Origin of the sequence: Providencia sp. PROV048 (assembly GCF_033688165.1) — a bacterium.
Taxonomy (GTDB): domain Bacteria; phylum Pseudomonadota; class Gammaproteobacteria; order Enterobacterales; family Enterobacteriaceae; genus Providencia; species Providencia hangzhouensis.
Genome location: NZ_CP096360.1, coordinates 3,032,666 through 3,055,877 on the forward strand (window position 1 = coordinate 3,032,666; position 23,212 = coordinate 3,055,877).

Annotated in this window: 23 protein-coding genes; 7 read left to right on the forward strand and 16 right to left on the reverse strand. The window is 38.1% G+C overall.

Annotated features, from left to right (window positions below; translation table 11 throughout):
* Positions 1-41 precede the first annotated feature (41 nt).
* Positions 42-929 carry a cytidine deaminase gene (gene cdd / locus M1F26_RS13370; protein WP_140170840.1) on the forward strand — a complete coding sequence of 296 codons (888 nt, stop codon included), beginning with the start codon at positions 42-44 and terminating at the stop codon, positions 927-929.
* A 157-nt stretch (positions 930-1,086) separates the two neighbouring features.
* Here cdd and M1F26_RS13375 read toward each other — a convergent pair whose 3' ends face one another.
* The 7 genes from M1F26_RS13375 to M1F26_RS13405 all read right to left on the reverse strand — a co-directional run bounded on the left by M1F26_RS13375 (position 1,087) and on the right by M1F26_RS13405 (position 6,857).
* Positions 1,087-1,734, reverse strand: coding sequence for a hypothetical protein (locus M1F26_RS13375; RefSeq protein WP_140170841.1), 648 nt, complete (start codon positions 1,732-1,734; stop codon positions 1,087-1,089).
* Positions 1,721-2,152, reverse strand: a complete 432-nt coding sequence (locus M1F26_RS13380; protein ID WP_140170842.1) for a hypothetical protein — start codon at positions 2,150-2,152, stop codon at positions 1,721-1,723. The genes M1F26_RS13375 and M1F26_RS13380 overlap by 14 nt, the downstream gene beginning before the upstream one ends.
* A 32-nt stretch (positions 2,153-2,184) precedes the next feature.
* Positions 2,185-2,388, reverse strand: a complete 204-nt coding sequence (locus M1F26_RS13385; protein ID WP_140170843.1) for a hypothetical protein — start codon at positions 2,386-2,388, stop codon at positions 2,185-2,187.
* A gap of 150 nt (positions 2,389-2,538) precedes the next feature.
* Positions 2,539-4,590 (reverse strand): hypothetical protein, encoded by a 2,052-nt coding sequence (locus tag M1F26_RS13390; protein ID WP_140170844.1) that lies wholly within the window; start codon positions 4,588-4,590, stop codon positions 2,539-2,541.
* Positions 4,583-5,332: a hypothetical protein gene (locus M1F26_RS13395; protein ID WP_180359466.1), complete on the reverse strand. Its 750-nt coding sequence runs from the start codon at positions 5,330-5,332 to the stop codon at positions 4,583-4,585. The genes M1F26_RS13390 and M1F26_RS13395 overlap by 8 nt, the downstream gene beginning before the upstream one ends.
* Positions 5,333-5,475: 143 nt before the next feature.
* Positions 5,476-6,174: a hypothetical protein gene (locus M1F26_RS13400; RefSeq protein ID WP_096864131.1), complete on the reverse strand. Its 699-nt coding sequence runs from the start codon at positions 6,172-6,174 to the stop codon at positions 5,476-5,478.
* Positions 6,175-6,233: 59 nt separating this feature from the next.
* Positions 6,234-6,857, reverse strand: a complete 624-nt coding sequence (locus M1F26_RS13405; RefSeq protein WP_140170845.1) for a hypothetical protein — start codon at positions 6,855-6,857, stop codon at positions 6,234-6,236.
* Between the two features lie 425 nt (positions 6,858-7,282).
* Between M1F26_RS13405 and M1F26_RS13410 the strand changes: the two genes are divergently transcribed.
* Both M1F26_RS13410 and M1F26_RS13415 read left to right on the forward strand, forming a co-directional pair.
* Complete coding sequence (locus tag M1F26_RS13410) at positions 7,283-8,980, forward strand: NAD-dependent malic enzyme (RefSeq protein WP_140170846.1); 1,698 nt, start codon at positions 7,283-7,285, stop codon at positions 8,978-8,980.
* Positions 8,981-9,141: 161 nt separating this feature from the next.
* Positions 9,142-10,023 (forward strand): rhomboid family intramembrane serine protease, encoded by an 882-nt coding sequence (locus M1F26_RS13415; protein ID WP_140170847.1) that lies wholly within the window; start codon positions 9,142-9,144, stop codon positions 10,021-10,023.
* A gap of 65 nt (positions 10,024-10,088) precedes the next feature.
* Here the strand turns inward: M1F26_RS13415 and M1F26_RS13420 are convergent, their stop codons facing one another.
* The 5 genes from M1F26_RS13420 to M1F26_RS13440 form a co-directional block, all read right to left on the reverse strand.
* The gene (locus M1F26_RS13420) at positions 10,089-10,871 is read right to left on the reverse strand and encodes a sulfite exporter TauE/SafE family protein (RefSeq protein WP_140170848.1); all 783 of its coding nucleotides are present in this window, start codon (positions 10,869-10,871) and stop codon (positions 10,089-10,091) included.
* Positions 10,871-11,716, reverse strand: a complete 846-nt coding sequence (locus M1F26_RS13425) for a MurR/RpiR family transcriptional regulator (protein WP_004256548.1) — start codon at positions 11,714-11,716, stop codon at positions 10,871-10,873. Before M1F26_RS13425 ends, M1F26_RS13420 begins: the two co-directional genes overlap by 1 nt.
* Before the next feature lie 15 nt (positions 11,717-11,731).
* Positions 11,732-13,093 carry a PTS transporter subunit EIIC gene (locus M1F26_RS13430; RefSeq protein ID WP_004256550.1) on the reverse strand — a complete coding sequence of 454 codons (1,362 nt, stop codon included), beginning with the start codon at positions 13,091-13,093 and terminating at the stop codon, positions 11,732-11,734.
* 56 nt (positions 13,094-13,149) lie between these two features.
* Positions 13,150-14,070 (reverse strand): N-acetylmuramic acid 6-phosphate etherase, encoded by a 921-nt coding sequence (gene murQ / locus M1F26_RS13435; protein WP_004256554.1) that lies wholly within the window; start codon positions 14,068-14,070, stop codon positions 13,150-13,152.
* A gap of 167 nt (positions 14,071-14,237) precedes the next feature.
* On the reverse strand, positions 14,238-14,933 hold the full coding sequence (locus M1F26_RS13440) for a sugar-binding protein (RefSeq protein WP_140170849.1): 696 nt from the start codon (positions 14,931-14,933) through the stop codon (positions 14,238-14,240).
* A gap of 367 nt (positions 14,934-15,300) precedes the next feature.
* Here M1F26_RS13440 and sanA point away from each other — a divergent pair, with 367 nt between their 5' ends.
* Positions 15,301-16,005, forward strand: coding sequence for an outer membrane permeability protein SanA (gene sanA / locus M1F26_RS13445; protein WP_140170850.1), 705 nt, complete (start codon positions 15,301-15,303; stop codon positions 16,003-16,005).
* Positions 16,006-16,025: 20 nt separating this feature from the next.
* Here the strand turns inward: sanA and yeiB are convergent, their stop codons facing one another.
* Positions 16,026-17,171: a DUF418 domain-containing protein YeiB gene (gene yeiB / locus M1F26_RS13450; RefSeq protein ID WP_140170851.1), complete on the reverse strand. Its 1,146-nt coding sequence runs from the start codon at positions 17,169-17,171 to the stop codon at positions 16,026-16,028.
* Between the two features lie 3 nt (positions 17,172-17,174).
* On the reverse strand, positions 17,175-17,834 hold the full coding sequence (gene folE / locus M1F26_RS13455; RefSeq protein ID WP_004256561.1) for a GTP cyclohydrolase I FolE: 660 nt from the start codon (positions 17,832-17,834) through the stop codon (positions 17,175-17,177).
* Between the two features lie 449 nt (positions 17,835-18,283).
* Between folE and moeA the strand changes: the two genes are divergently transcribed.
* From moeA to M1F26_RS13470, 3 genes are all read left to right on the forward strand, one after another.
* On the forward strand, positions 18,284-19,525 hold the full coding sequence (gene moeA, locus M1F26_RS13460) for a molybdopterin molybdotransferase MoeA (protein WP_140170852.1): 1,242 nt from the start codon (positions 18,284-18,286) through the stop codon (positions 19,523-19,525).
* Between the two features lie 29 nt (positions 19,526-19,554).
* The gene (gene moeB / locus M1F26_RS13465; RefSeq protein ID WP_207951426.1) at positions 19,555-20,283 is read left to right on the forward strand and encodes a molybdopterin-synthase adenylyltransferase MoeB; all 729 of its coding nucleotides are present in this window, start codon (positions 19,555-19,557) and stop codon (positions 20,281-20,283) included.
* Between the two features lie 209 nt (positions 20,284-20,492).
* Complete coding sequence (locus tag M1F26_RS13470; protein WP_004909208.1) at positions 20,493-20,828, forward strand: zinc ribbon domain-containing protein YjdM; 336 nt, start codon at positions 20,493-20,495, stop codon at positions 20,826-20,828.
* Between the two features lie 69 nt (positions 20,829-20,897).
* Here the strand turns inward: M1F26_RS13470 and M1F26_RS13475 are convergent, their stop codons facing one another.
* The gene (locus tag M1F26_RS13475) at positions 20,898-22,472 is read right to left on the reverse strand and encodes an ABC-F family ATPase (protein WP_207951428.1); all 1,575 of its coding nucleotides are present in this window, start codon (positions 22,470-22,472) and stop codon (positions 20,898-20,900) included.
* A gap of 259 nt (positions 22,473-22,731) precedes the next feature.
* Positions 22,732-23,190: a GNAT family N-acetyltransferase gene (locus M1F26_RS13480; protein WP_140170854.1), complete on the reverse strand. Its 459-nt coding sequence runs from the start codon at positions 23,188-23,190 to the stop codon at positions 22,732-22,734.
* Positions 23,191-23,212 lie beyond the last annotated feature (22 nt).

Consider the following 23,212-nt stretch of genomic DNA (forward strand, 5'->3'; position numbering starts at 1 on the left):
ATTGAATAGAATAAAAACAATTAAAATAGGGAGAGTAACTCATGCATTCAAGATTTAAGGCCGCTTGGGCCGAGCTTCCAGAAAAGTTACAGTCGGTACTTAGACCTATCATTGATAAATCTGATTTTCAAGGCATGTTAACGGCGGAACAAGTTGAACAGATTAAAGCTGAAACAAGTGTAGACGACGCTGAGTTAGCCTTTGCATTATTGCCTTTTGCTGCTGCCTATGCCCTCACTCCTATTTCCCATTTTAACGTGGGTGCAATCGCACGTGGAGCAAGTGGTAACTTGTATTTTGGTGCCAATATGGAATTTAGCCATGTATCAATGGGCCAAGTGATCCATGCAGAACAGTGTGCAGTGACACACTCTTGGATGAAAGGTGAAACGCAGATTACCTCAATTACTGTAAATTACACACCTTGTGGCCACTGCCGCCAATTTATGAATGAATTACGTGAAGGTGGTAAAATTATGGTGAATTTACCAGGCCGTACACCTGCGGTACTACACCACTATTTACCTGACTCATTTGGGCCTTCTGACCTCAATATTACCACTTTACTGCTAGACCCTGTTGACCATGGTTATAAAAACCAAAGCCGTGACCGGTTATTAAGTGCAGCAATTGAAGCAGCAAACCAATCTCATGCACCTTATAGTCAATCTCATTCAGGTATTGCGTTACAGTTAAAAGATGGCTCACTGTTTACAGGCCGCTACGCAGAAAATGCCGCATTCAACCCAAGTTTACCGCCACTACAAGCCGCTTTAATTATGATTAACCTTGCAGGTAAAGATATTCACGCCATCGACCAAGCTAAGTTTGTTGAAAAACAAGATGCGATTATCAAACATTGGTGTGTTACCGAAAATACATTACAAGCACTGGGTTGCCAAAATATTGAATTAGCTTATTTGGATTAATTTTATATTTATTTAAATATAACGGTTATTGCTGGGAGCTTGAATAAACAGCAATAACCGTATAGTTGCTATTAGAACTTTAATCTTGTTCACAAAACCATTTACCTGCAAAGTGGCCATCCATAATAGAACTCACTAGTTTTGATTAATATATGCCCTAGTAAGTGAATTCATTAAACAATTTTTCTGTTTCATTTATCGTCTCTTCTAATGTAATAACTAAAGGGATCTTTCGCATTTTTTCTAGCCAAGCTTGGCTTTGTTGCTGTTTTATCGATGCAGATTGCGCGGCTTCTTCTTTCATGTCTAGCCAAATGCTAGCAAATAACGCTGATTCACCATTAAGTGATTTATTAGAAAAGCTATTTAATAGTTTCCCTATAATTTTATTCTGTTTATCTATAGATAATACTTCAAATACATCTTTAAACAACCAACCTTCATAAGGAATTCCTGAATTTAACATCGCTTCTTTTTTTATTTTAATAAATTCTTGATGTGTAATATCACCAATTGGGATGTTATCACTTTCTTTGCGATTTTTCATAATTCGTCCGTATGCTAATTTGACTTCTTTTTGATACCGACTCCGTTTTTCACTGGTGAATGATTCACCCTGTGCCTTCATATGATTATTTAAAAATTCTTTTTCTAGATAAATAAAAACACTAAAATATTTATCACTTGAATCATTTACCTTTTGAGGGTTATATTTTTCATTAAAAGAGTAACCTTTATTTATGAGAATTAAACATGATAAAATTATAAAAATTAATTTAGGAATAATAGATTTAGAAACCATCATTAGAACTCCTTTTATTCTTATTAAAATTCATTGAATCATTAATCATTTCTTCAAACATAAAGTCTAATTCTTTTTCTATATTTTTAACTAAAGTAATCCGCCTCATCTTCTCCAGCCATCTTTTGCTTTTAATTTGCTTGTCTGATGGTAGTTTGGAAGCCTCCCTTACCATTGCATACCAAAGCATCATGAATAATTTAGCTTCCTTCGCAGGATCGTTGTTATTCATCACAAAAACGAACTGTTGCCATAGTGCCTCTCGGTTTCTCTCATTAATAACATCTAAAACATCTGCTAAAATCCAAGCATGATAAGACATTCCCATTTCATTTAAATTCTCACGATAAAAATCCATTGCCTGTTCATGGCTTAATTTTTTAATAAATGCTTCTTTTGGATACTTTAAAAATGCTAACATTGGGTTATTATCTTTTTCACCCTTAAAAATGACTAATTTTTTCTATCAAATATTAAATCCTTAGATTCAGAAAAGTATAACATCTGTAGCATAAAGAAAAGACGTGGCGTTTTAACACCTTTTGTTTCACAAAAACTAATTATATTCTTTTTATTATATTTTACATTATTTCCTTGAGGATTTTGGCAAGCACTGAGAAGAAAAACTGAAAGCAAAAATATTAATTTATAATTCATATACATCCTTGTTATTCATAAAGTTAGAAACCAATAATCTTAAAAAAAATTATGTAAAAAAAATATTTCCAACATACAAACATCAGCAATCACCATTCGATTACTAGTAATTAAAATAATTTATTTTATTATAAGCGGACTTTTTAAATATTAATTAAAACTAAAAGATCCTCCAGAAGAATAACCACTATAACTAAATTCAGGTATACTTGGCATTGAGGGTATTGAGTATTTATCTTCAAATGAGTCCATTGAATTATTCATTGATGACATATTGTCTCTTAAATTATCAATCATATTTTCAAAATGATTATTATTTCTTATGGTATCTGTAGGGAAGTCTTTAAATCCGGAAGTTCCCGGAAGAACAACACTCGGGCGTTCTAGATAATAATTTGTTGGTGCTTCATTATTTTCAAACTTTGAACTATCCAGCAAATTTGTTGTAAGCGGTGCTAATTGCCTATTCGGTTCGGCTTTCGGATAAGAGCTTTCCAATATTGATTTATCAACGATATTATGTGGATACTTAATTGGAGGTGTTGATGGCGCTCCTTGATTGATAGGCTGGGTTTTGGTTTGCGATATTTTGCTCTCAACCCCATAAATATCTAAATCGCTTTTAGGGATAACTTTTTTTAATTCATTCACGTAGGCTGCTATATCTTCCTTGAGTGTTATTCCACTTTCTACAAAATAATCACCAAAAACAGCCCCCGCTTCTTTTATATTATCAATGGTTAATAATGTCCCTCCCCAATTAGTATAATATTTTATTGAATCTATCTTTGGATTTTTAATTATTTCAAGAAACATTTCATCACTTAAGTAAATAGAAAATTGAAATTCAGCCTGATCATTACCGGCAGATTTTAACATTTCAAGATGAATTTCTTTATGTCTACTTTCTGGTAAAATCTGGTAAGGAATTGTTAATGTCCATCCATACCTTGATATACCATTACGTTCAAAAGCATTATAATGAATATGTTGTGTTTCTTGTGATGTTAAATCTCCCCTTATAACCCCATCACTATCACTTCGTGATATAAATGTTAAAAGAGTGTCTTCTGCCAAATCCAATTTTAACTTATCCAAAATAATTTTACTTTCATTTATTCCATTTTTTTTCAACTCTGTATCTATAAAATTACTTGCAACCTTTCCAGATAAAGATTTTTCTTTAATCAATCCATTTGCAATAACAGCGTACTTGGAACCTTCACTTTCCAAATAATCATAAATAACTTCAGACTTTTGTATTTTTTTAAACTCCTCATATATTCTAATAGCATCATCTTTTTTCGTAACAAACTCATCAGTATAATTACCAACTGACCTTTTTTTCCTTCTATTATTAATATCTTTTTCCAACACCTCTAATTTTATTTTATTTTTCAAATCAATCTTGTCAGAGTAAAATAATTCATTTTCTTGATAGTTTATTAAATCATGCACATTCCCTATTTTAATATCAATTTCATCTTTGTATTTAACATACTTCATATGAACAGTATATATTAAATCACAAAGATCTTTATCTTTTAAGATTATATCTTTTTGCTCTTCAATTAGCTCATAACCCCTTTCATACATAAATAGATCATAGTTATTTTTCAAGTACCACGCTATAGGAGTACCTTTTTTATCAGTATATTTATCATAAATATCCAATAGGAAATTTATAGTTTTAAAATAATGAATCACTTGGCCTTTGAATGAATCACTATTATTTAATTTACTATCCCAATACTCCCCTCTTTCTTCAGTAGTAAAAAATAACATTGCTATATTAGTATCCCAATATCCCATAAACATATTATTTTTTTCTAAAACATTCATATAGTGCTTATAAATATCCTCACTAGATATATTTATAACCCCTCTTTTATCCATATTATTTTTAAACTTACTTTCTATTAACACCATGTACTCTTTAGCTAGGTCCTGTTGAACCCTATATAATTTTTCTCTTAAATACATGTATTTCAGTTCATCACTATAAACATCTAAACCATAATGAAAGTATAATCGACTTAAGAAACTATGCTCATTATAACTCCCAGGCGCCGCTAATGAATACCTATCTCCCTTATCAGCAAGATATCTGTAAAACTCTTCCAAACCTCCTTCATTTAAAATAGCTTTCAAATTTACAACATCATTATAATTAATTGAAAAACTAGCCATATCTTTACTCATAATATTCATCCTTAATAAAACCGAAGACAAAAACCTTAGCTTCATTCATTATATCTCTCCATTGATTATACTTATCAAAACTAAATTTAATCTCTGCAAGTATACCTATTTCTGATATTGAAAAAATCATATTACAACTTGAATATTTATTTTCCAATGGTAGCCATAAGCATTCTAAGATAGCAATAACTTCATTTTCATTTTCGAACCAAAAAAAAGTTCTTTTCTTTTGAGTTCTTTTTCCACTATATAGTTTTTCAGATACATTATATTCATCAAAATAGTCAACATATTGAAGTTCGGAATCATCGTCATAAAATATTTGACTTCGCTTTCCTAAATATGATGCATTTAGATAATTTTTCATTTTTTGTGTTAATGAATAATCTTTCTCTCTAATTGGTCTCAATATAATTCTTATCGTTTTTTCATCTATTTCAAGATGAAATTTTTTTTGGGGATCAACACTTGTCATATAAGGCCAATGCGTTATTAATGTTAACTCTCTAAAATTAGCATCACATCCTTCTTTATTTTCAATAAACCTCGGATCAAAATAGCTATACCCTTCATATTCAGCAAATGGAAAAGCATACTTGTCAGGAACTTCTATAACCGTTCCGTTAAACTGCCCACAGACAAAATCGGGACGATTATCAGCGTAACTATTTATTGAGATTAATAGCATAAGACAATTAACTGTAAATTTAATTAGATAACTAATTATTAGTTCAAATCTCATACTTACACCTATTAAAATAAACTAATCATACATAAGCTCTGGATTTTTACTAACTATTAAAATTCGGGTAACATTAGATAAATCTATTGATATTAATTCTAAGTCTCCCTGCCTACGATCACGACCATTCATATTTTTAGCCCCTAATTTTTAATATATTCAGATAAAAATAGCCTTACCTTGTCTTGAATAGCTTCCCAATTAACAAGATTTGAAAATTCAAATGAAACACTATATTTAAGACCAAATTCAGGCATTAATGATAATAATTTACAACGCCGATAACTATCATCTAACTGTCTCCATGAACACTCCATTAAAACATTAACTTCACCATTATCTTCATCCCAATAGTAACCATACTTTATTATATTGACATAAACTTTATTACCATTAATATGTTTAGACTCAATAAAAACCTCATTAAAATACAACTCTAATTCTTCATCATAATATAGTTCACCTTTCCTTTTAATAACCCCCATATTTAGATATATATTTTTCTTATGACTAAAATATTTTTCAGGGTCTCCATTTAATGGCTCAACATAGACTTCTATCATTCTAACATCATGACTGACTTCACTAAATGGTTTTAAGTCTGGCCATGACATCCTCATTGGCAGAATTCTAAAATTAGCCTCACACCCTTTTTTGTTTTCAACAAACCTTGGGTCAAAATAGCTATATCCTTCATATTCAGCAAATGGAAAAACATACTTACTAGGAACTTCGATAATATTCCTATTAAACTGTCCACAAACAAAACCGGGGCGGTTCTCGCCATTAACAATGCAGGAAAATAATAATAACGGTAGAATTAAACAAAAATATAATTTCATAATAATTGACACCTTAATACTTATATAACATTTAGTTTTCAAACTTATTTAAATGAAAACTATGATTTAGCAGAAGCTAATGTTTTACTCATACGTTCATACCATTTATTAATAATTATTTTCTGTTTTTTAGTGGCCTTCTTTTCCTTTTCTAACATCACTTTCATCAAGCTGTATATTACCGATAATTCATGGCCACGGTCTCCGGAAGCTGCCATAATTTTTTGCCAATAAAATTCTTTTTCTTTTTCATCTAATACAGAAAATACCACACCTAAAACCCAAGCTTCTTCGGGTATTTTATTACGTAACATGACCAGATAGTGTATTTCATCTGCTTCTTTATAAGTCATATCATGAGAGACTTTTTCACCTGTACTCTGTTTCTTCGCTTTTCGCTTCAATACTTGAAGCATTTCTAATGCATGGTCATAATTTATTTTGTCTATCAATGTTTTATTAATTGTTTTGTTTTTTTCTTTCATCACCAAATAAAAATAATCTGTTATAACTCGACCAAAAATTGATGAACCATATTTGTTTTCATAGAAATAGCTGTCAATATTCCTTAGTGTTTCGATTGGGTTATAGTCTGCTCTTGAATGATTCATTCCTCCTAGAAATGCCATAATAATTAATATATAAATACGCTTATTTCTTAACACCCCATTAATTAAATTCATAAAACTCCTTAGTGAAAAATGAAATATAAAATAAAATTTAACTTATATAAATTTAAAACTTGCAGCAATATATGATATTTAAAAATATAATTTAACTTTCATTGAATCCGTTTTTTCTCTCTGTAACTGACTAAAAATAAGAAAAAACATGAAAAAATTGAACCCGCAGAAAAGCTAAACTAACGTTTGAAAACGTAAAAATAACGATGAGACATTCATTATTTGCCTAAGCGTGATCTACCTACCGTAATGCGTATGCCGTTATCGGCTTTCATTCCCTTCCGCGCATAAACTCCTTATCATATGCACAATATTTTTCAGTAAATTTTTTAACGCTTTTTTATCATTATTTACTGTACATATTTGCTGTTTAGCTTAGGATCTACCCTGACTTTGTTGATTAATCGTTCGAAGAGTGATATTTCATGGAACATGAGTACGAAACAAAACGCCCTCTCTATATACCCTACGCTGGCCCAATTTTGCTTGAATTCCCTTTGCTGAATAAAGGAAGCGCCTTCACCGAAGAAGAGCGTGCAAATTTTAACTTGCATGGTTTACTTCCTGAACAAGTTGAAACCATCGAAGAACAAGTTGAACGCGCCTATCGCCAATTAATTGATTTTAAATCAGATATTGATAAACACATTTATCTGCGAAATATTCAAGACACCAACGAAACCTTATTTTATCGCCTTATAGATGCTCACCTCACTGAAGTAATGCCTATTATCTATACCCCAACCGTGGGTGAAGCTTGTGAGCATTTCTCTGACATTTATCGTCGTGCACGTGGTTTATTTATTTCTTATCCGAATCGTGAATACATCGACGACATGCTACAAAACGCCACTAAACAAAATGTGAAAGTGATTGTTGTTACTGATGGCGAACGTATTTTAGGCCTTGGTGACCAAGGTATCGGTGGTATGGGCATCCCAATTGGGAAACTCTCTCTCTATACCGCGTGCGGGGGTATCAGCCCTGCTTATACCTTACCTATTGTTATTGACGTAGGAACCAGCAACCCACAGCGTCTGAATGACCCTCTGTATATGGGATGGCGTCACCCACGTATTACTGGTGATGAATACAACGAGTTCCTTGATGAATTTGTTCAGGCAGTTAAACGCCGCTGGCCAAACGTATTATTGCAATTTGAAGATTTCGCACAGAAAAATGCGATGCCTTTATTAACCCGTTACCGTGATGAACTATGCTGTTTCAATGATGATATTCAAGGCACCGCGTCAGTTGCATTAGGTAGTTTAATTGCCGCCAGCCATGCCGCAGGCAGTAAGCTAAGCGACCAACGCGTGACTTTCTTGGGTGCAGGCTCAGCAGGCTGCGGTATTGCAGAACAAATCATCGCCCAGATGAAATCCGAAGGCTTGAGTGACGAAGAAGCGCGTTCGCGCATTTATATGGTTGATCGTTTTGGTTTATTAACCGATAAACTGCCTAATTTACTCGATTTCCAAGCCAAATTAACCCAAAGCAGTGGAAATTTAACCGACTGGGATGTTAACAGTGACTCAATTTCACTGTTAGATGTGGTACGCAATGCCAAACCAACCATATTGATTGGTGTGTCTGGCCAAGCTGGGTTATTCACAGAAGAAATCATTAAAGAGATGCATAAGCACTGTGAACGCCCTATTGTGATGCCGTTATCTAACCCAACATCACGTGTTGAAGCTCGCCCTGAAGACATTATCAATTGGACTGATGGCAAGGCCTTAGTCGCAACAGGAAGTCCATTTAACCCAGTGTCTTACAAAGACCAAGTGTTCCCAATTGCACAATGTAACAACTCCTATATCTTCCCGGGTATTGGTCTTGGTGTGATTGCCTCTGGTGCTAAACGTGTCACTGATGGCATGTTAATGGCTGCCAGCCGTGCTCTCGCCAGCTGTTCGCCACTAGCCAAAAATGGTGAAGGTGCGCTATTACCTCTACTGTCTGATATTCAAGATGTATCTCGCATTATTGCTAAACAAGTGGCAAAAGAAGCACAGATCCAAGGTGTGGCAACGGTCACCTCTGATAGCGCATTGGATGAAGCCATTGATCGTAATTTCTGGAAACCAGAGTACCGTACCTATAAACGGACTTCGTTTTAATTTGTCATAACGGTATTGATTGAAAGGGGCTCTTTAGAGCTCCTTTTTTGTTTTTTATAGATCCGAAAAAACGAATGTCTGTTTTCTCAGATAATGATAAATTGCGCTAAACAAATCACTTATTTAAGATAACGGCCATGACTGATTAATAGGATATTGACATGACTGGCGACCTCAATGCTGCTATTCCACAGAAACCTAAGTTTTCCCTATGGGCAATAGCCCTAACGCTTTTTATTGCAGTGCTGAATATTGTTGTTTATTTTTACCAGCTCAATTATGCCGCCCCACTCGATTCCCAAGAAAATAACTTATTGTTATTTGGTGCCAATGTTTACCAACTTTCATTAACGGGGGATTGGTGGCGTTATCCAGTCAGTATGGTATTGCACTCAGGTGGTATGCACCTTGCTTTAAATACATTGGCCTTGTTTGTTATTGGGATTGAATGCGAGCGCACCTATGGAAAATTTAGGATGCTCGCAATATACCTATTTTCAGGTATTGGCGCGGCATTTTTTAGCGCTTATTGGCAATACAGTGAAGCCATTAACGCCGCAGCAAACCGCGCGTCAATGAATGCATGGAATAGTTTATATTTACCTGACAACACGGTATATATTACCGTTGGTATTGGCGCATCTGGAGCCATTATGGGGTTAGCTGCCGCTTCCGTAATTTATTTATTAAAAGGGATAAATAACCCAAACCTCTCTCTTGAAGAGCGCAACCAATTAAAACGCCCGCTATATAATATTATTGGGATGATTGCGCTAACTCTCATCAATGGTTTGCAGTCAGGTATTGATAACGCTGCTCATATTGGTGGAGCAGTACTTGGCGCTGTTATTAGTGGCGCTTTTGTACTTGCGCCCCAAGCAACCGTCCGGGCAAAACTACTCTCTAGCGGTGTCATTGTACTTATAGCTGCCGCCTTACTGGCCATAACACTAAGCCAGTTTTCTTCCCTACAAGACGAAGACCTGAACTATGAGCGCCAGTTTATTTACCAAGAAATGGCAAAAGAACTTAATCAGCGATAAAAATACCGTTTTTTCGTAAGAGATTAGTCCTATTATTGATACCGTCAATAATAGGACGCGTAAATCTAGAAAGTGAATAAATTCATTGTCATCATTACTGCACTACAGATAATTAATAACAATGTAATGTATTGGAAAGTACGTTCAGATAAACGGACCAGTAAATATTTAGCTAATGGCATCACAATCAATGCCCCTGCACACAATATCAGCGCCAGTTTTAAATCCGTATAGCCATCTTGCGCATAAGCTAAAGCAGAGGAACCAGACAACACGGTTGTTACAAAAATCGATGTACCAATTGCTTGCTTAATATTCAGTTGCATATAGCGCAGCAACATAGGGAGAACAACCACCCCACCACCAACTCCAGTTGCACCAAGTACAACACCCGCTAGGATAGCCGGCACAGCCATGGATTTTAGCTGATCCCCTTTTGCCGCTTCTTGCTTGATGATCGAAACAAAAAACATTCGCTGAACAAATAAATATAGCGAAAAAATAATGGCAACAGCCACTAACAGGTTAATACCCCACTCGACTTGTTTTTCATACCCCGGTAATCCCCCCAACCATGTAACAAACAGACTTGAGAGAAATGTGCTCGGCAACATAATCGCTAATACAATCATAGCGCCTTTAAAGGGGATATTGCCTAATCGAAAATGCATATAAGAAGAAGAAACCTTCATTAGCATCGAAAGGAAATTGGCAGTGGCTACTGCCGCTAGTGCATTTAGCCCAAAAAAATAGGTCAGTATCGGTAAGACAATCACACCACCACCGACACCCGTTGTGCTGATAATCAGCCCAATAAGTGCGCCTATCGCTAACTCCGTTACAATCATTAACTCTTGCCTTGTATCAGTGCTCGTCGCCCTTTTTGTAATGCTTCATTTGCATCACTATCTGCTAACGTGAGGTATTTAAAAAATAATGTATCGAAAGTAATCATCTGTAACACTTGGGGGGTGATGATGCCTAATTGGGAATGTTGCTCATCATAAAAATAAGGCAAGGCGAAGTCCGCTAACTTTATCGCTTCATCTTGACCAAAACGTGTCAGTGCGACTGTCGGGCAACCTGTTTCTTTTGCAGCACGAAGCATACTATTGATTTCTTGAGTATTTCCACGCGCCGTTACTGCAATAGCTAGGTCTTCCGGCCCCAAATTTGCCGAGTAACTTAGCTGAACATGCAAATCATAACTAAACAGTGCGTGTTTATTAATGCGAATTAATTTATGGAAAATATCACTGGCAACAATGGCTGAAGACCCGACACCAAACAGCACGATACGTTTGGCCTGAAACATTTTTTGCGCGATGGTATCTACGACAGAGGGCTCAAGTAAATCCAGTGATTTTTCAATAGCCGAAATAAACATTTGCCCTGTTTTGGCGATAATCTGAGAGGTATCATCGTGACGACTCAGATTACCGTATAAACTTTCTGCTTTGTGTTGCTTCTCATCCGACAAATAATCAACTTTAAATTCAGGATAGCCACGGTACCCCATTTGGCGTGAAAAGCGGATAACAGATGCACTACTGACCCCAGCCGCCTGTGCCAATTCCGCTGCATTCATCGCGATAAGACTTTCGCGGTTATCCAGCAAAAATGTGGCAATACGTTGTTCTGTGCCTTTACCGCGTGTCTGCAAGCTTTCCAGTTTTACCGTCAGTGTCGACATGGCTTTTCCTTCTAATTATTTTTCTGGATCAGTGAAGCCTATTATCATACTGGCAATGAACCCGACAATCCATGCACCTGCAACAGCAATTAAGAAATCCAATATTTGGCCATCACCCACTAATGGAATTAATGATAACCCTGCTGTTCCAAAAGGAATGATGATCCCGACATGGAAGAACGCCATTAATGCCCCGCCAGCTGCGCCACCAATACAACCTGCAATGAATGGTTTACCTAATGGTAATGACACACCAAATAAAAGCGGTTCACCAACACCAAAAATACCCACAGGTAACGCACCGACTAAGGTTTTCTTCAAGCGTTGGTTTTTGGTTTTTAAATAAACCCAGAAACACGAACCCACTTGCCCCATTCCCCCCATCGCTAAAATTGGGAACAAGTAATTCAGACCAAAAGTTTGTAAAATTTCAGCGTGAATTGGGATCAAACCTTGATGTAAACCCGTTAGTAATAAGAATAAGAAGCTTCCCCCCAAGATACCGCCAGTCGCCACGGCACCACCGCCACTATTTAATAAAGCGACAGAAACACCTTGAGCCAAAATTTGGTTTAAGTAATGTCCTGCGGGTTGGAACACCACAATTGCGACCATCGCAGAGACTAAAATGGTCACAAATGGCGTCACGATAAGGTCTAAGCTTTCTTTAATAATGCTCCTAAACCACACTTCAAATTTAGAAGAGAAAACGACCACCATGAGCACTGCAAAAATACCCCCGCTACCCGGGACTAATTTCGAACCAAATAAGGTGATATCCGCTAACCCCGGCATCGAAAGTAACCCAGCCATGACCGCACCAATTGAGGTAGATGCACCAAGCTCTTTCGCGGTATTCACCCCAATCATAATTGAAAGATAAACAAAGACTGCGCTACCAATCAATTTTAATAACTTAAATAACTCAGGGAATTGGTCGACAACCCCCGGAGCAACCAAGCGGACGATATTGATTAGCCCCATAATTAGACCACAACCAATCAACGCTGGAATAGTAGGAACAAATATAGCGGCTAACGTATTCAACGTACGGCGAATGGAAAACGCTTTTTTCTCCGCCGGTGCTGCATTTTCTGATGTCGTAGAGGTGCTACCTTGCATACGTTTGTTCATCACCGAAAAAACTTTCGCTGCGGTTCCCATCCCAACAATCACTTGTTGCTGTTCACCATTAAAAATAACACCTTTTACGCCCTCAATTTGTTTCAAGGACTCAGCATCAAATTTACTGTTATCTTTTAAAACTAAACGGATACGCGTCATACAATGAGTTAATGTTGCCACGTTCTCAAAGCCGCCCGCATATTTTTCTATTTCTCTGGCGAGTACTTCCAGATGTTCTATCTTATTAGCCATATGATCCCCCTGATGTTGACTGAGCCAATAACCCTGCTCTTCAACATGCTATCCCATTACTTAACGGTAATTGCTAACATGCTATCCAAGGTGGTATTTGGATGTTGTTGAACGATATCCGTCGCTTGCTGTGCATTAATTTGTAGCTCATGCATTAAAATTGCGCGTCGTGGATGATAATCCACTTGCGCTAATAACCCTGCCGCGGTGTGTTCATCAATACCGCAGACTTCACTCACAATCCGTTCTGCGCGGCGCAGTAATTTGATATTACTGGCAACAACATCAACCATTAAATTAGTATGAATACGGCCTAGTCTCCCCATCACACAAGTACTTAGCATGCCTAAAATCATTTTTTGCGCAGTACCACTTTTCATACGAGTCGAACCCGATAACACTTCAGGGCCAACATCGGGGGCAATTGCCAATTTTGCTACGTCACTTAATAATCCTCTTCCTCGCGTGGTGATAGCCACCGTTAACGCACCGATTTCATTAGCGTATTCAATACCCGCTAAGGTAAATGGTGTACGTCCACTCGCGGCAATGCCCACCACGACATCTTTGGCACAAAGTTGGCGTTTTTTTAGCTCGGCAATCGCTGATTCTGCTGAATCCTCAATATTTTCAACCGCTTTTAGCATTGCATCTTGGCCACCCGCAATAATCGATTGCACCATTTCAGGTGAAGTACCAAATGTGGGTGGACATTCTGCACTATCTAATACGGCTAACCTACCGCTAGTACCCGCGCCAATGTAAAACAAACGTCCACCTTGCTTTAAGCACTCAGCAACAGCGTCAACCACTTGAGCAATCGCAGGTAGAACAGCCTGAATGGCACCTGCAACCGTGCTATCAGCTTGGTTAATGACGTTCACCATCGATAGCGTATCCAAACGTGAAAACTGCTGCGTTTCCTGATTGAATTCATTGTGTAGACAGTTACTCAGAGTATTTTCGGCTAGAGACATTCAAACGCCCTCATGAAATTTAATTTCATTAAAAAATACATTAAATGAATTTTGATTTCAATTCAAATCACAGCAATTTCGTACCACTTAATTGCGGGTTATGATCTTTCTCACAATAATAGGTTTGTATTGAAAAATACCGGTGACAAAAGCCACCGGCGATAATGCTATTTTACGAACTTACAGGTTCCGAAGGCTGATGGGATGTGAAAATCAGGTTTAACGGAATCAGGTTTGATCCAGCTAATCCATTTACGCACTTGCTTAGGTTCACCCGCGCTGAACTCTCCACGCAAAATGGCACACATTAGTGTCTGTTTGTCTGCGTCTTGCCATAAATCGAGTTTAGTGAATTCATCTAAATCAATTTTTCCCGTTAATACATAACCATTTGGCGTTATTTCACCCACGGTTTGTAATGTTTCCCAGTTCCAACTCGGGTCAACTTCACGGTAATAATTAGCCTTTGCATCGAAAGTACGCCCTTTCGGGTCCATTTCAGCCGTGTAATAAGGTTTTAATTCAGGGCTAGTCGCGAAAAAGAGTTCGACTCGGTCAGAATCTAACACCGCTTGGTCCTTATCTGGGTTATCACCTAACTGAATATCTTTATCATCTGCAATAAAACGGAAATATAGTGCGTCATCACTCCATAAAGCGCGAAAATCTGTTTTGGGAGCCACTTCCTTTTCCCATGGGTAAGTAAAATCGGTTAATACTTCTGCTTTTTCCCAGACTTCAGTACTTTTATTCGCATCATTGAGTGATTTTAACTGATCGGTATGATTAATTTGGTACTCTTTTGCCGCCACACTTGCTGTAACAAGCACAGCGCTCGCGGCTAGTAATGTCGTTAATTTCATACTTTCCTCATCTATCGGATTAGAGAACTGTTATTCACAAAAAACCGCCAAAGAAACAATATTTCACGGAATACGCAAAATATAGAATTAATATTTCATAATATATAGCTTCATTCTATAAAAACTATCATGATGTGAAGCCGCTCACTCTTTAATGAGAATGTGATTTATCTTTTTCATCCAATGTCTGATTAATTTTAATTCAATTATTAGGCTTAATATTAGTCAACTTCGATTGGTATTCAGACATTGACATGACTTTACGTTACGCGACTTGCGTCACTAATTTAAGTCAAGTAGCCTAAAGACACAGGCCTATTGGGGCTGACAATTTCGGATTATGACTTTTTATTATCAAGGCTAGGACATGAGGAAACGTCTGTTTTTTGGTCTTATTATTATTGCAGGGATCGCATTTACGACCATAATGTTGCTTGATCGCTGGATAAGCTGGGATACCGCCCCCTATATCTATGAAGATGTAGAAAAATTGCCTGCACGCGATGTTGGGATGGTACTTGGCACATCCAAATATTATGCCTCTGGTGTTAATAACCTCTATTATACCTATCGCATTAAAGGCGCAGCAGAGGCATACCACAGTGGAAAAGTTAAATATTTGCTCCTCAGTGGTGATAATGGCGCTCATAATTACAATGAGCCAATCAACATGCGTAAAGATTTAATTAAAGAAGGGGTTCCAGCCTCTAAAATCGTGCTCGATTTCGCAGGTTTTAGGACATTAGACTCCGTAGTACGCACTAAAAAAGTGTTTGATACCGATAATTTTACGATTATTACCCAGCGTTTTCATTGTGAACGCGCGGTCTTTATCGCCAAACATAAAGGTATTGATGCACAATGTTTAGCAGTTCCGACACCTTCTGGAATGTATAGAGTGAGAGTGCGTGAAGTGTTTGCACGGCTAGGCGCTCTGGCGGATTTATATATCTTAAAACGGGAACCTAAATTTTTAGGTGAACAAGAATCCATCCCAGCCCCCATTAAGATGCCAGCAGGAATTAAAGGCTATCCGGCGGTTTCACCGGATGAAGTCAATAAATTGAATTAGACCTATAAGTAGATGAACCTTCATCTACTTATTAACTTTCCCGTCAATTTGCGCCAACACCATTCAAGTGGCCCCTGGCTAAAAAACATCAACCAATAATAAGAAAACAATAAATTTGCTCCCCAAATAATGGGAACCAAGACAAGTAATTCAACCCGCGTAAATTGACCAAAATAGCCGAATTGATAAAACAACACGGTACAAATTAGTGTTTGCAAAATATAATTACTCAACGCCATACGACCCACATATTGCAGCCCATGGATTACTTTGTTGTTTACCACTATCCCCCAAAAGCCATACACCAGAGCTATATATCCTAAAGATTGAAATGGAATAACTAGCTCATTAATAATATAACCAATGATTGATGTTGAAAAATAGCTCCAATTGAATTGGCTTTGCATGTATAGCGAAACTATTTGGACCAATATAGATGGCAAGATAAATATGCAGGCTATTTTGCGATAATGTTGAGCGGTGAATTGCCCTCGTAACCAACCATTTATCATTAACAACGCGCCAATAATCATCAACGCAGATAATTGCCAGCCATATTGGATAACCAACATTTCAACCATCTTGAGCATCTCTGATGCTCGATAATACACACCATCCATTCCCCCAGAGGTATGTATAGTATATTCAAATGCTAATTGCTTATCCGAGGTTTGCCAAAAACCTGAGGGATCTACACCACTTCCCAACACGAGCAAGATGACTAGCCCAATCAAATATAGTGACAATGCTATTTTCAATAAAAAACCATCATCATATTGATTAAGCAAATAGGTTACCAACAAGCCCGTTAATGCATAGGCCAAAAGAATATCACCGTCCCAAAAGCCAACCCCATGAATCACCCCAAACAGGGCTAAAACAAATAAACGGCACTGGTTCCAACGAAGAGAACGGGGTTGTAATAAAGCAAGGGTTGCCCCAAATAGGATTGAAAAAATAGCGAGAACTTTGCCTTGAAAAAGGACATTGAAAATCCCCCAGAGGTAAGCCTCTGAGTCGGGTGTTTTATTGGTGTAATAAGGGTTTAAATACGCCGCTTGTGGTAAAGCAAAAGCAAAGATATTCATTAAAAGAATACCTAAAATCGCCATACCACGAACAGCGTCAAGTTGGCCAATGCGACTTGACGGCGTCGTTGCTGTCATAAATTATAAGTGACGCACTGCACGTAAAAATTCTTGCCGTGTATTTTGGCTTGATTTAAATAACCCGCCTAATGACGTTGTTGTTGTTGCACTAGTCGCGTCACGAATACCACGTGCTTTCACGCAATAATGCACTGCATCGATACAAACAGCTACATTTGTTGTTCCCAATAATGTTTGCAAAGCAACCAAAATTTGCTGTGTTAAGCGCTCTTGCACTTGTGGACGCTGTGAGAAAAATTGCACAATTCGATTAATTTTCGATAAACCAATGACTTTATCTTTTGGAATATAGGCAACCGTGGCCTTTCCATCAATCGTAACAAAATGGTGTTCACAGGTGCTTGTAAGCGTAATATCACGCACGGTGACCATTTCATCCACTTTCATTTTATTTTCAATCAGAGTGATTTTTGGAAAGTTCGCGTAATCTAGCCCTGAAAAAATTTCATCAACATACATTTTTGCGATGCGACGAGGGGTATCAGCTAAACTGTCATCGGTTAAATCCAAATTCAGTAGCGTCATGATCTCTGTCATGTGCCCTTCAATCAGTTTCTTACGTTCATCGCCTGATTTTGGCTGGATACGTAAAGGCGTTTCTAAGCCTCTAGCCTCCAGCGCGGCATGAACTAATTCGGCCTCTTTACTCAGAGATGACATGTGATCCTCCACAAATGGTATAACTATTTTTATAAAATGCAGGTGTGCGGTACTCTAAAACAGCAGGTAGAGATAATCCAGTACAACATCGTTAATCGCTGTGAAATATTTGCATTTTACCCTGCAATTTATTCACCAAATGAATACATACATTAAAAGGTTTTACACCTTATATAAGGTGATTAGTAGCACATTTTTTATCAATGTTTTAACCTTGAATGGCGATAAACGAATAAACTTGAAATGATTAACGCAATAAATAATCTAAAAATAGGTCATTTCATGCGTAATTTTGTCTGTGGTAATGCCTCCCTATTCGTTAAATCTAACCAAAAGCTATCTGTAATCAATTTCTATTCATTCACCCACTAATGGATTTCTGCCATAATATGCATCACGAACACATTTTAAAGCCTCAAGGCAGATAACAATAATGAGGGTCATTATTTATGGATCAGTGTCATACTAACGATTTGATTTCTCTAGATGTTGCATTGGAAAAATTACTATCTCAAACGAAAACCGTCACAGATACAGAAATCATTCCACTGACCTCCTCTGCACAACGCATCATTGCGACAGACCTGATTTCCCCTATCAATGTTCCACCATTTGATAATTCTGCTATGGATGGTTATGGCTTACGTTTCGCCGATTGGGATGGTAAAACGCCAATGCCTGTAGCAGGTAAATCTTTTGCGGGTAACCCGATGGAAGGTGAACTAAAAGCAGGTTGCTGCGTACGTATTATGACAGGCGCACCAATTCCACAAGGAGTGGATACCGTTGTGATGCAAGAATCTACACAACAAACGGACCAAGGTATTGTATTCACCCAACCAATTAAACAAGGTAGTAATATCCGCAAAGCAGGGGAAGATATCACCCAAGGCAGTGCCGTATTCCCTGCAGGCACCTTACTAACGACCGCTCAGCTACCTTTAATTGCTTCACTGGGTATTGCTGATGTCACCGTATATCGCCGCCTTAAAGTTGCCGTTTTTTCAACGGGCGATGAGCTACAAGCCGTTGGCCTTCCTTTAGCAGATGGGCAAATTTATGATACTAACCGTTTCACCGTTCGCCTGATGCTTGAAAAACTTAACTGCGAAGTACTTGATCTAGGTGTGATACCGGACTCGCCAGAAAAACTCAAACAAACCTTTATCGAAGCTAACCAACACGCTGATTTGGTCATCAGTAGTGGCGGCGTTTCCGTGGGTGAAGCTGACTATACCAAACAAATTTTGGATGAATTAGGCACGATTGGTTTTTGGAAGTTAGCCATTAAACCAGGAAAACCCTTTGCATTTGGTAAGTTAAGTGACGCTTGGTTTTGTGGGCTACCGGGGAACCCTGTTTCTGCCGCACTCACCTTCTACCAATTGGTTCAACCACTGATTGCACGCCTTTCAGGACACAGCCAATGGCGTGCCCCGCTACGCTTCAAAGTTCCGGTTACCACCGCGTTGAAGAAAAGCCCGGGCCGTTTAGATTTTCAACGAGGAATTCTAACCGCTAATGAACAAGGACAATTGCAAGTCGCCACGACGGGTCACCAAGGCTCACACGTGTTTAGTTCATTTAGTTTAGCTAACTGCTTTATTGTCCTTGAAAGAGAACGTGGCCGTGTTGAAGCGGGTGAAATGGTTGAAGTCGAAATGTTTAACTATTTATTAAAAAGTGAATAATAACAGTGCAAGAGCTTAGCGATCCGGAAATGTTGCGGTACAACCGCCAAATTATCCTCCGTGGATTTGATTTCGATGGGCAGGAAAAACTTAAAGCTGGCAAAGTACTGGTTATTGGCCTTGGCGGTTTAGGCTGTGCCGCAACTCAATACCTTGCTGCTGCTGGTGTCGGTCATCTAACATTGGTGGATTTCGATACCGTGTCATTGTCTAACTTGCAACGGCAAATTTTGCACCGTGACGTCACCATTGGTACACCGAAAGTTGATTCAGCTAAAGCGCAACTTGCTGCCATTAACCCATATATTCAAATTGACACCGTCAATGCACAACTTGATGATGCACAACTTGATGAATTAATTATGCATCATGATGTGATCTTAGACTGCACAGATAACGTTGCCATTCGTGAACAGCTCAACCGCTTGTGTTTACCACGAAAAAAACCACTGGTTTCAGGTGCTGCTATTCGCATGGAAGGGCAATTATCTGTTTTCACTTATGAAGAAAACACCCCTTGCTATCACTGTTTAAGCCGTTTATTTGGTGAAAATAACTTAACTTGTGTGGAAGCAGGGGTTATGTCCCCTTTAGTCGGGACCATTGGTACGCTAGAAGCGATGGAAACCATTAAATTATTAGCTAATTATGGGAAAGTTAATTCAGGAAAAGTATTGCTATTTGATGCAATGACCATGGATTTTCGCCAATTTAAACTTAGCAAAGACCCGCATTGTGAAGTCTGTGCTAAAAGCTAACTGCTAAATTTTCGGGCAAGTTGGCTTTTCTCATCATTCAGGCGAGGCTTTTCTCGCCTTTTTCCTATTTTTATTACATCAAAATTAAGAATAATCCGAAAAAATAATTTAATTGCCCTTTCACCTTATACTATCTCTCTTTTGTGGTGCTTGATGGTTTAAATATCACCACTGTTTATTCTTTTGATAAAGTTACTGAGAGTATGAATATGCAATTCCCTCCTTGCCCGAAATGCCAGTCTGAATACACCTATACTGATAACGATATGTATATCTGCCCTGAGTGCGCGCATGAATGGAATGATGCCGAACCTGTAGCTGATATTGATGAATTGATTGTAAAAGATGCCAATGGCAACCTGTTAGCTGATGGTGATACCATCACGGTTATTAAAGATCTCAAAGTCAAAGGCAGCTCTTCTATGCTAAAAATTGGTACCCGCGTTAAAGGTATCCGTTTGGTCGAAGGCGACCACAATATCGATTGTAAAATTGATGGTTTCGGTCAAATGAAATTGAAATCTGAGTTTGTGAAGAAAAACTAAGTTTACTTCACCCATTAAAAAGCCCTCAGATTTTGAGGGCTTTTGTGTTTCTAATCCCAAAAAACAGATTTAGATAACCACACCTTGGCTTGTCAGGTATTCATCATAACTACCTTTGAAATCAATGACTTTATCTTCTTTAATTTCTAAAATACGACTCGCTAACGAGCTAACAAACTCACGGTCATGAGAAACGAAAATTAACGTACCTTTGTATAATTCGAGGGCTAAGTTTAATGACTCGATAGATTCCATATCCAAGTGGTTGGTTGGCTCATCCATAATCAAAATATTTGGCTGTTGCATCATTAACTTACCAAATAACATACGCCCTTGTTCACCACCGGATAACACTTTAACTTTCTTTTTAATGTCATCTTGAGAAAACAGTAAACGGCCTAAAATACTGCGCACCGCTTGCTCGTCATCCCCTTCACTTTTCCACTGACTCATCCAGTCAAACACGGTTAAATCCGTTTCAAAATCTTCTGCATGGTCTTGGGCATAGTACCCGATACTGCTGTTTTCTGACCATTTAACCATCCCGCTCGTTGCAGGCTGTTCACCCACCAGCGTTTTTAAGAATGTCGTTTTACCGATACCATTAGCACCAATGACAGCCATTTTTTCGCCAACTTCCAGTAATAAATTGACGTTTTTGAATAATGGCCCTTGGTCATAACCATTGGTTACAGCTTCTAATTCAAGCGCATTTCGGAACAATTTTTTCTCTTGTTCAAAACGAATAAATGGATTTTGTCGGCTAGACGCTTTCACTTCATCCAATTGAATTTTATCAATTTGACGTGCGCGTGAAGTCGCTTGTTTCGATTTAGATGCGTTAGCGCTAAAGCGGCTAACAAAAGATTGCAGTTCTGCAATTTGTGCTTTTTTCTTCGCGTTATCTGCCAGTAAACGCTCACGTGCTTGAGTTGCCGCGATCATATATTCATCATAGTTACCAGTGAATAAACGCAATTCACCGTAATCTAGATCAGCCATATGGGTACATACGGTATTTAAAAAGTGCCTATCATGGGAAATAATGATCATAGTACAGTTACGATCGTTCAGCACTTGCTCTAACCAACGAATCGTATCGATATCCAAGTTATTCGTCGGCTCATCGAGTAATAAGATATCTGGGTCAGAAAATAGGGCTTGTGCCAACAGCACACGCAGTTTCCAGCCTGGTGCAACTTCACTCATCGGCCCATAGTGTTGTTCGACAGGAATACCTACACCCAACAATAATTCACCGGCACGAGCTTCCGCGCTATAACCGTCCATTTCACCATAAGCGACCTCTAGATCAGCCACGCGGTAGCCGTCTTCTTCGCTCATTTCAGGTAAGGCGTAGATTCTATCGCGCTCTTGTTTGACGTCCCACAGCTCGCTATGACCCATAATCACGGTATCAAGTACGGTAAATTCTTCAAATGCGAACTGATCTTGGCGAAGTTTACCAATACGCTCATTTGGATCGGTCGTACTCACATTTCCAGCTGTAGGGGTTAAATCGCCCCCTAAGATCTTCATAAATGTGGATTTACCCGCTCCATTTGCGCCGATCAAACCATAACGGTTGCCTGTGCCAAATTTAACTGAAATGTTTTCAAACAGTGGCTTACTGCCAAACTGCATAGTGATATTGTTCGTTGTTAACACTGCTATGCCTTAAATTAAACGGTGTAAAATAGCCTGCGATGATTAGAGGCCCATGACTGCGGCGTGCAAAATAACCCAAAATAATGATTTGAGCAGTAAAATGCATTCCATGCATGGTCATTAGAGTACGGCAGGTATAAATAGCGGCGCATTATGCCATATTACGCCGCTTAGATCTTGTGCTGTTTTCAGCAAATTGATTAACACGAAAGGAAAGACCGATTATATTGCCAAACTATAGTGTGATCCCCATAGTACGACTGATTTCAGTAAGCCCTTCTCGTTCATAAAATTTAATCGCTTTATGGTTTTGCGCTAACACTGACAACTCCAAGTGGCTTAGTTGTCGACTTTTTGCCCAGGCTTTCATCGCATTTAGTAATTTTTGCCCTGCTTTTTCACCACGGAAATTAGGAGCAACCACTAGGTCAAAGATATAACCAAAATTTCGAGGAACAATGCAGCTATAAGGGTCAGCGATTTGCTGTTGTGCAATACAAAACCCTTTAATCTCACCGTTGAATTCAGCAACTAACACATAAAATTTATCGTCAATAATTGCATTTTCAATAAATTCCTTAGCCTGTTCAGCGGGTTGTAAGCGCTCAGGGTCAAGTAATGCCATCTCCGAAAACAAAATTTGGTAAAGTGAAAGAATAGAGTCCACATCATTTTTGATAGCTTCCCTTATCATGCATTCCTCTCTGTTATTTCAG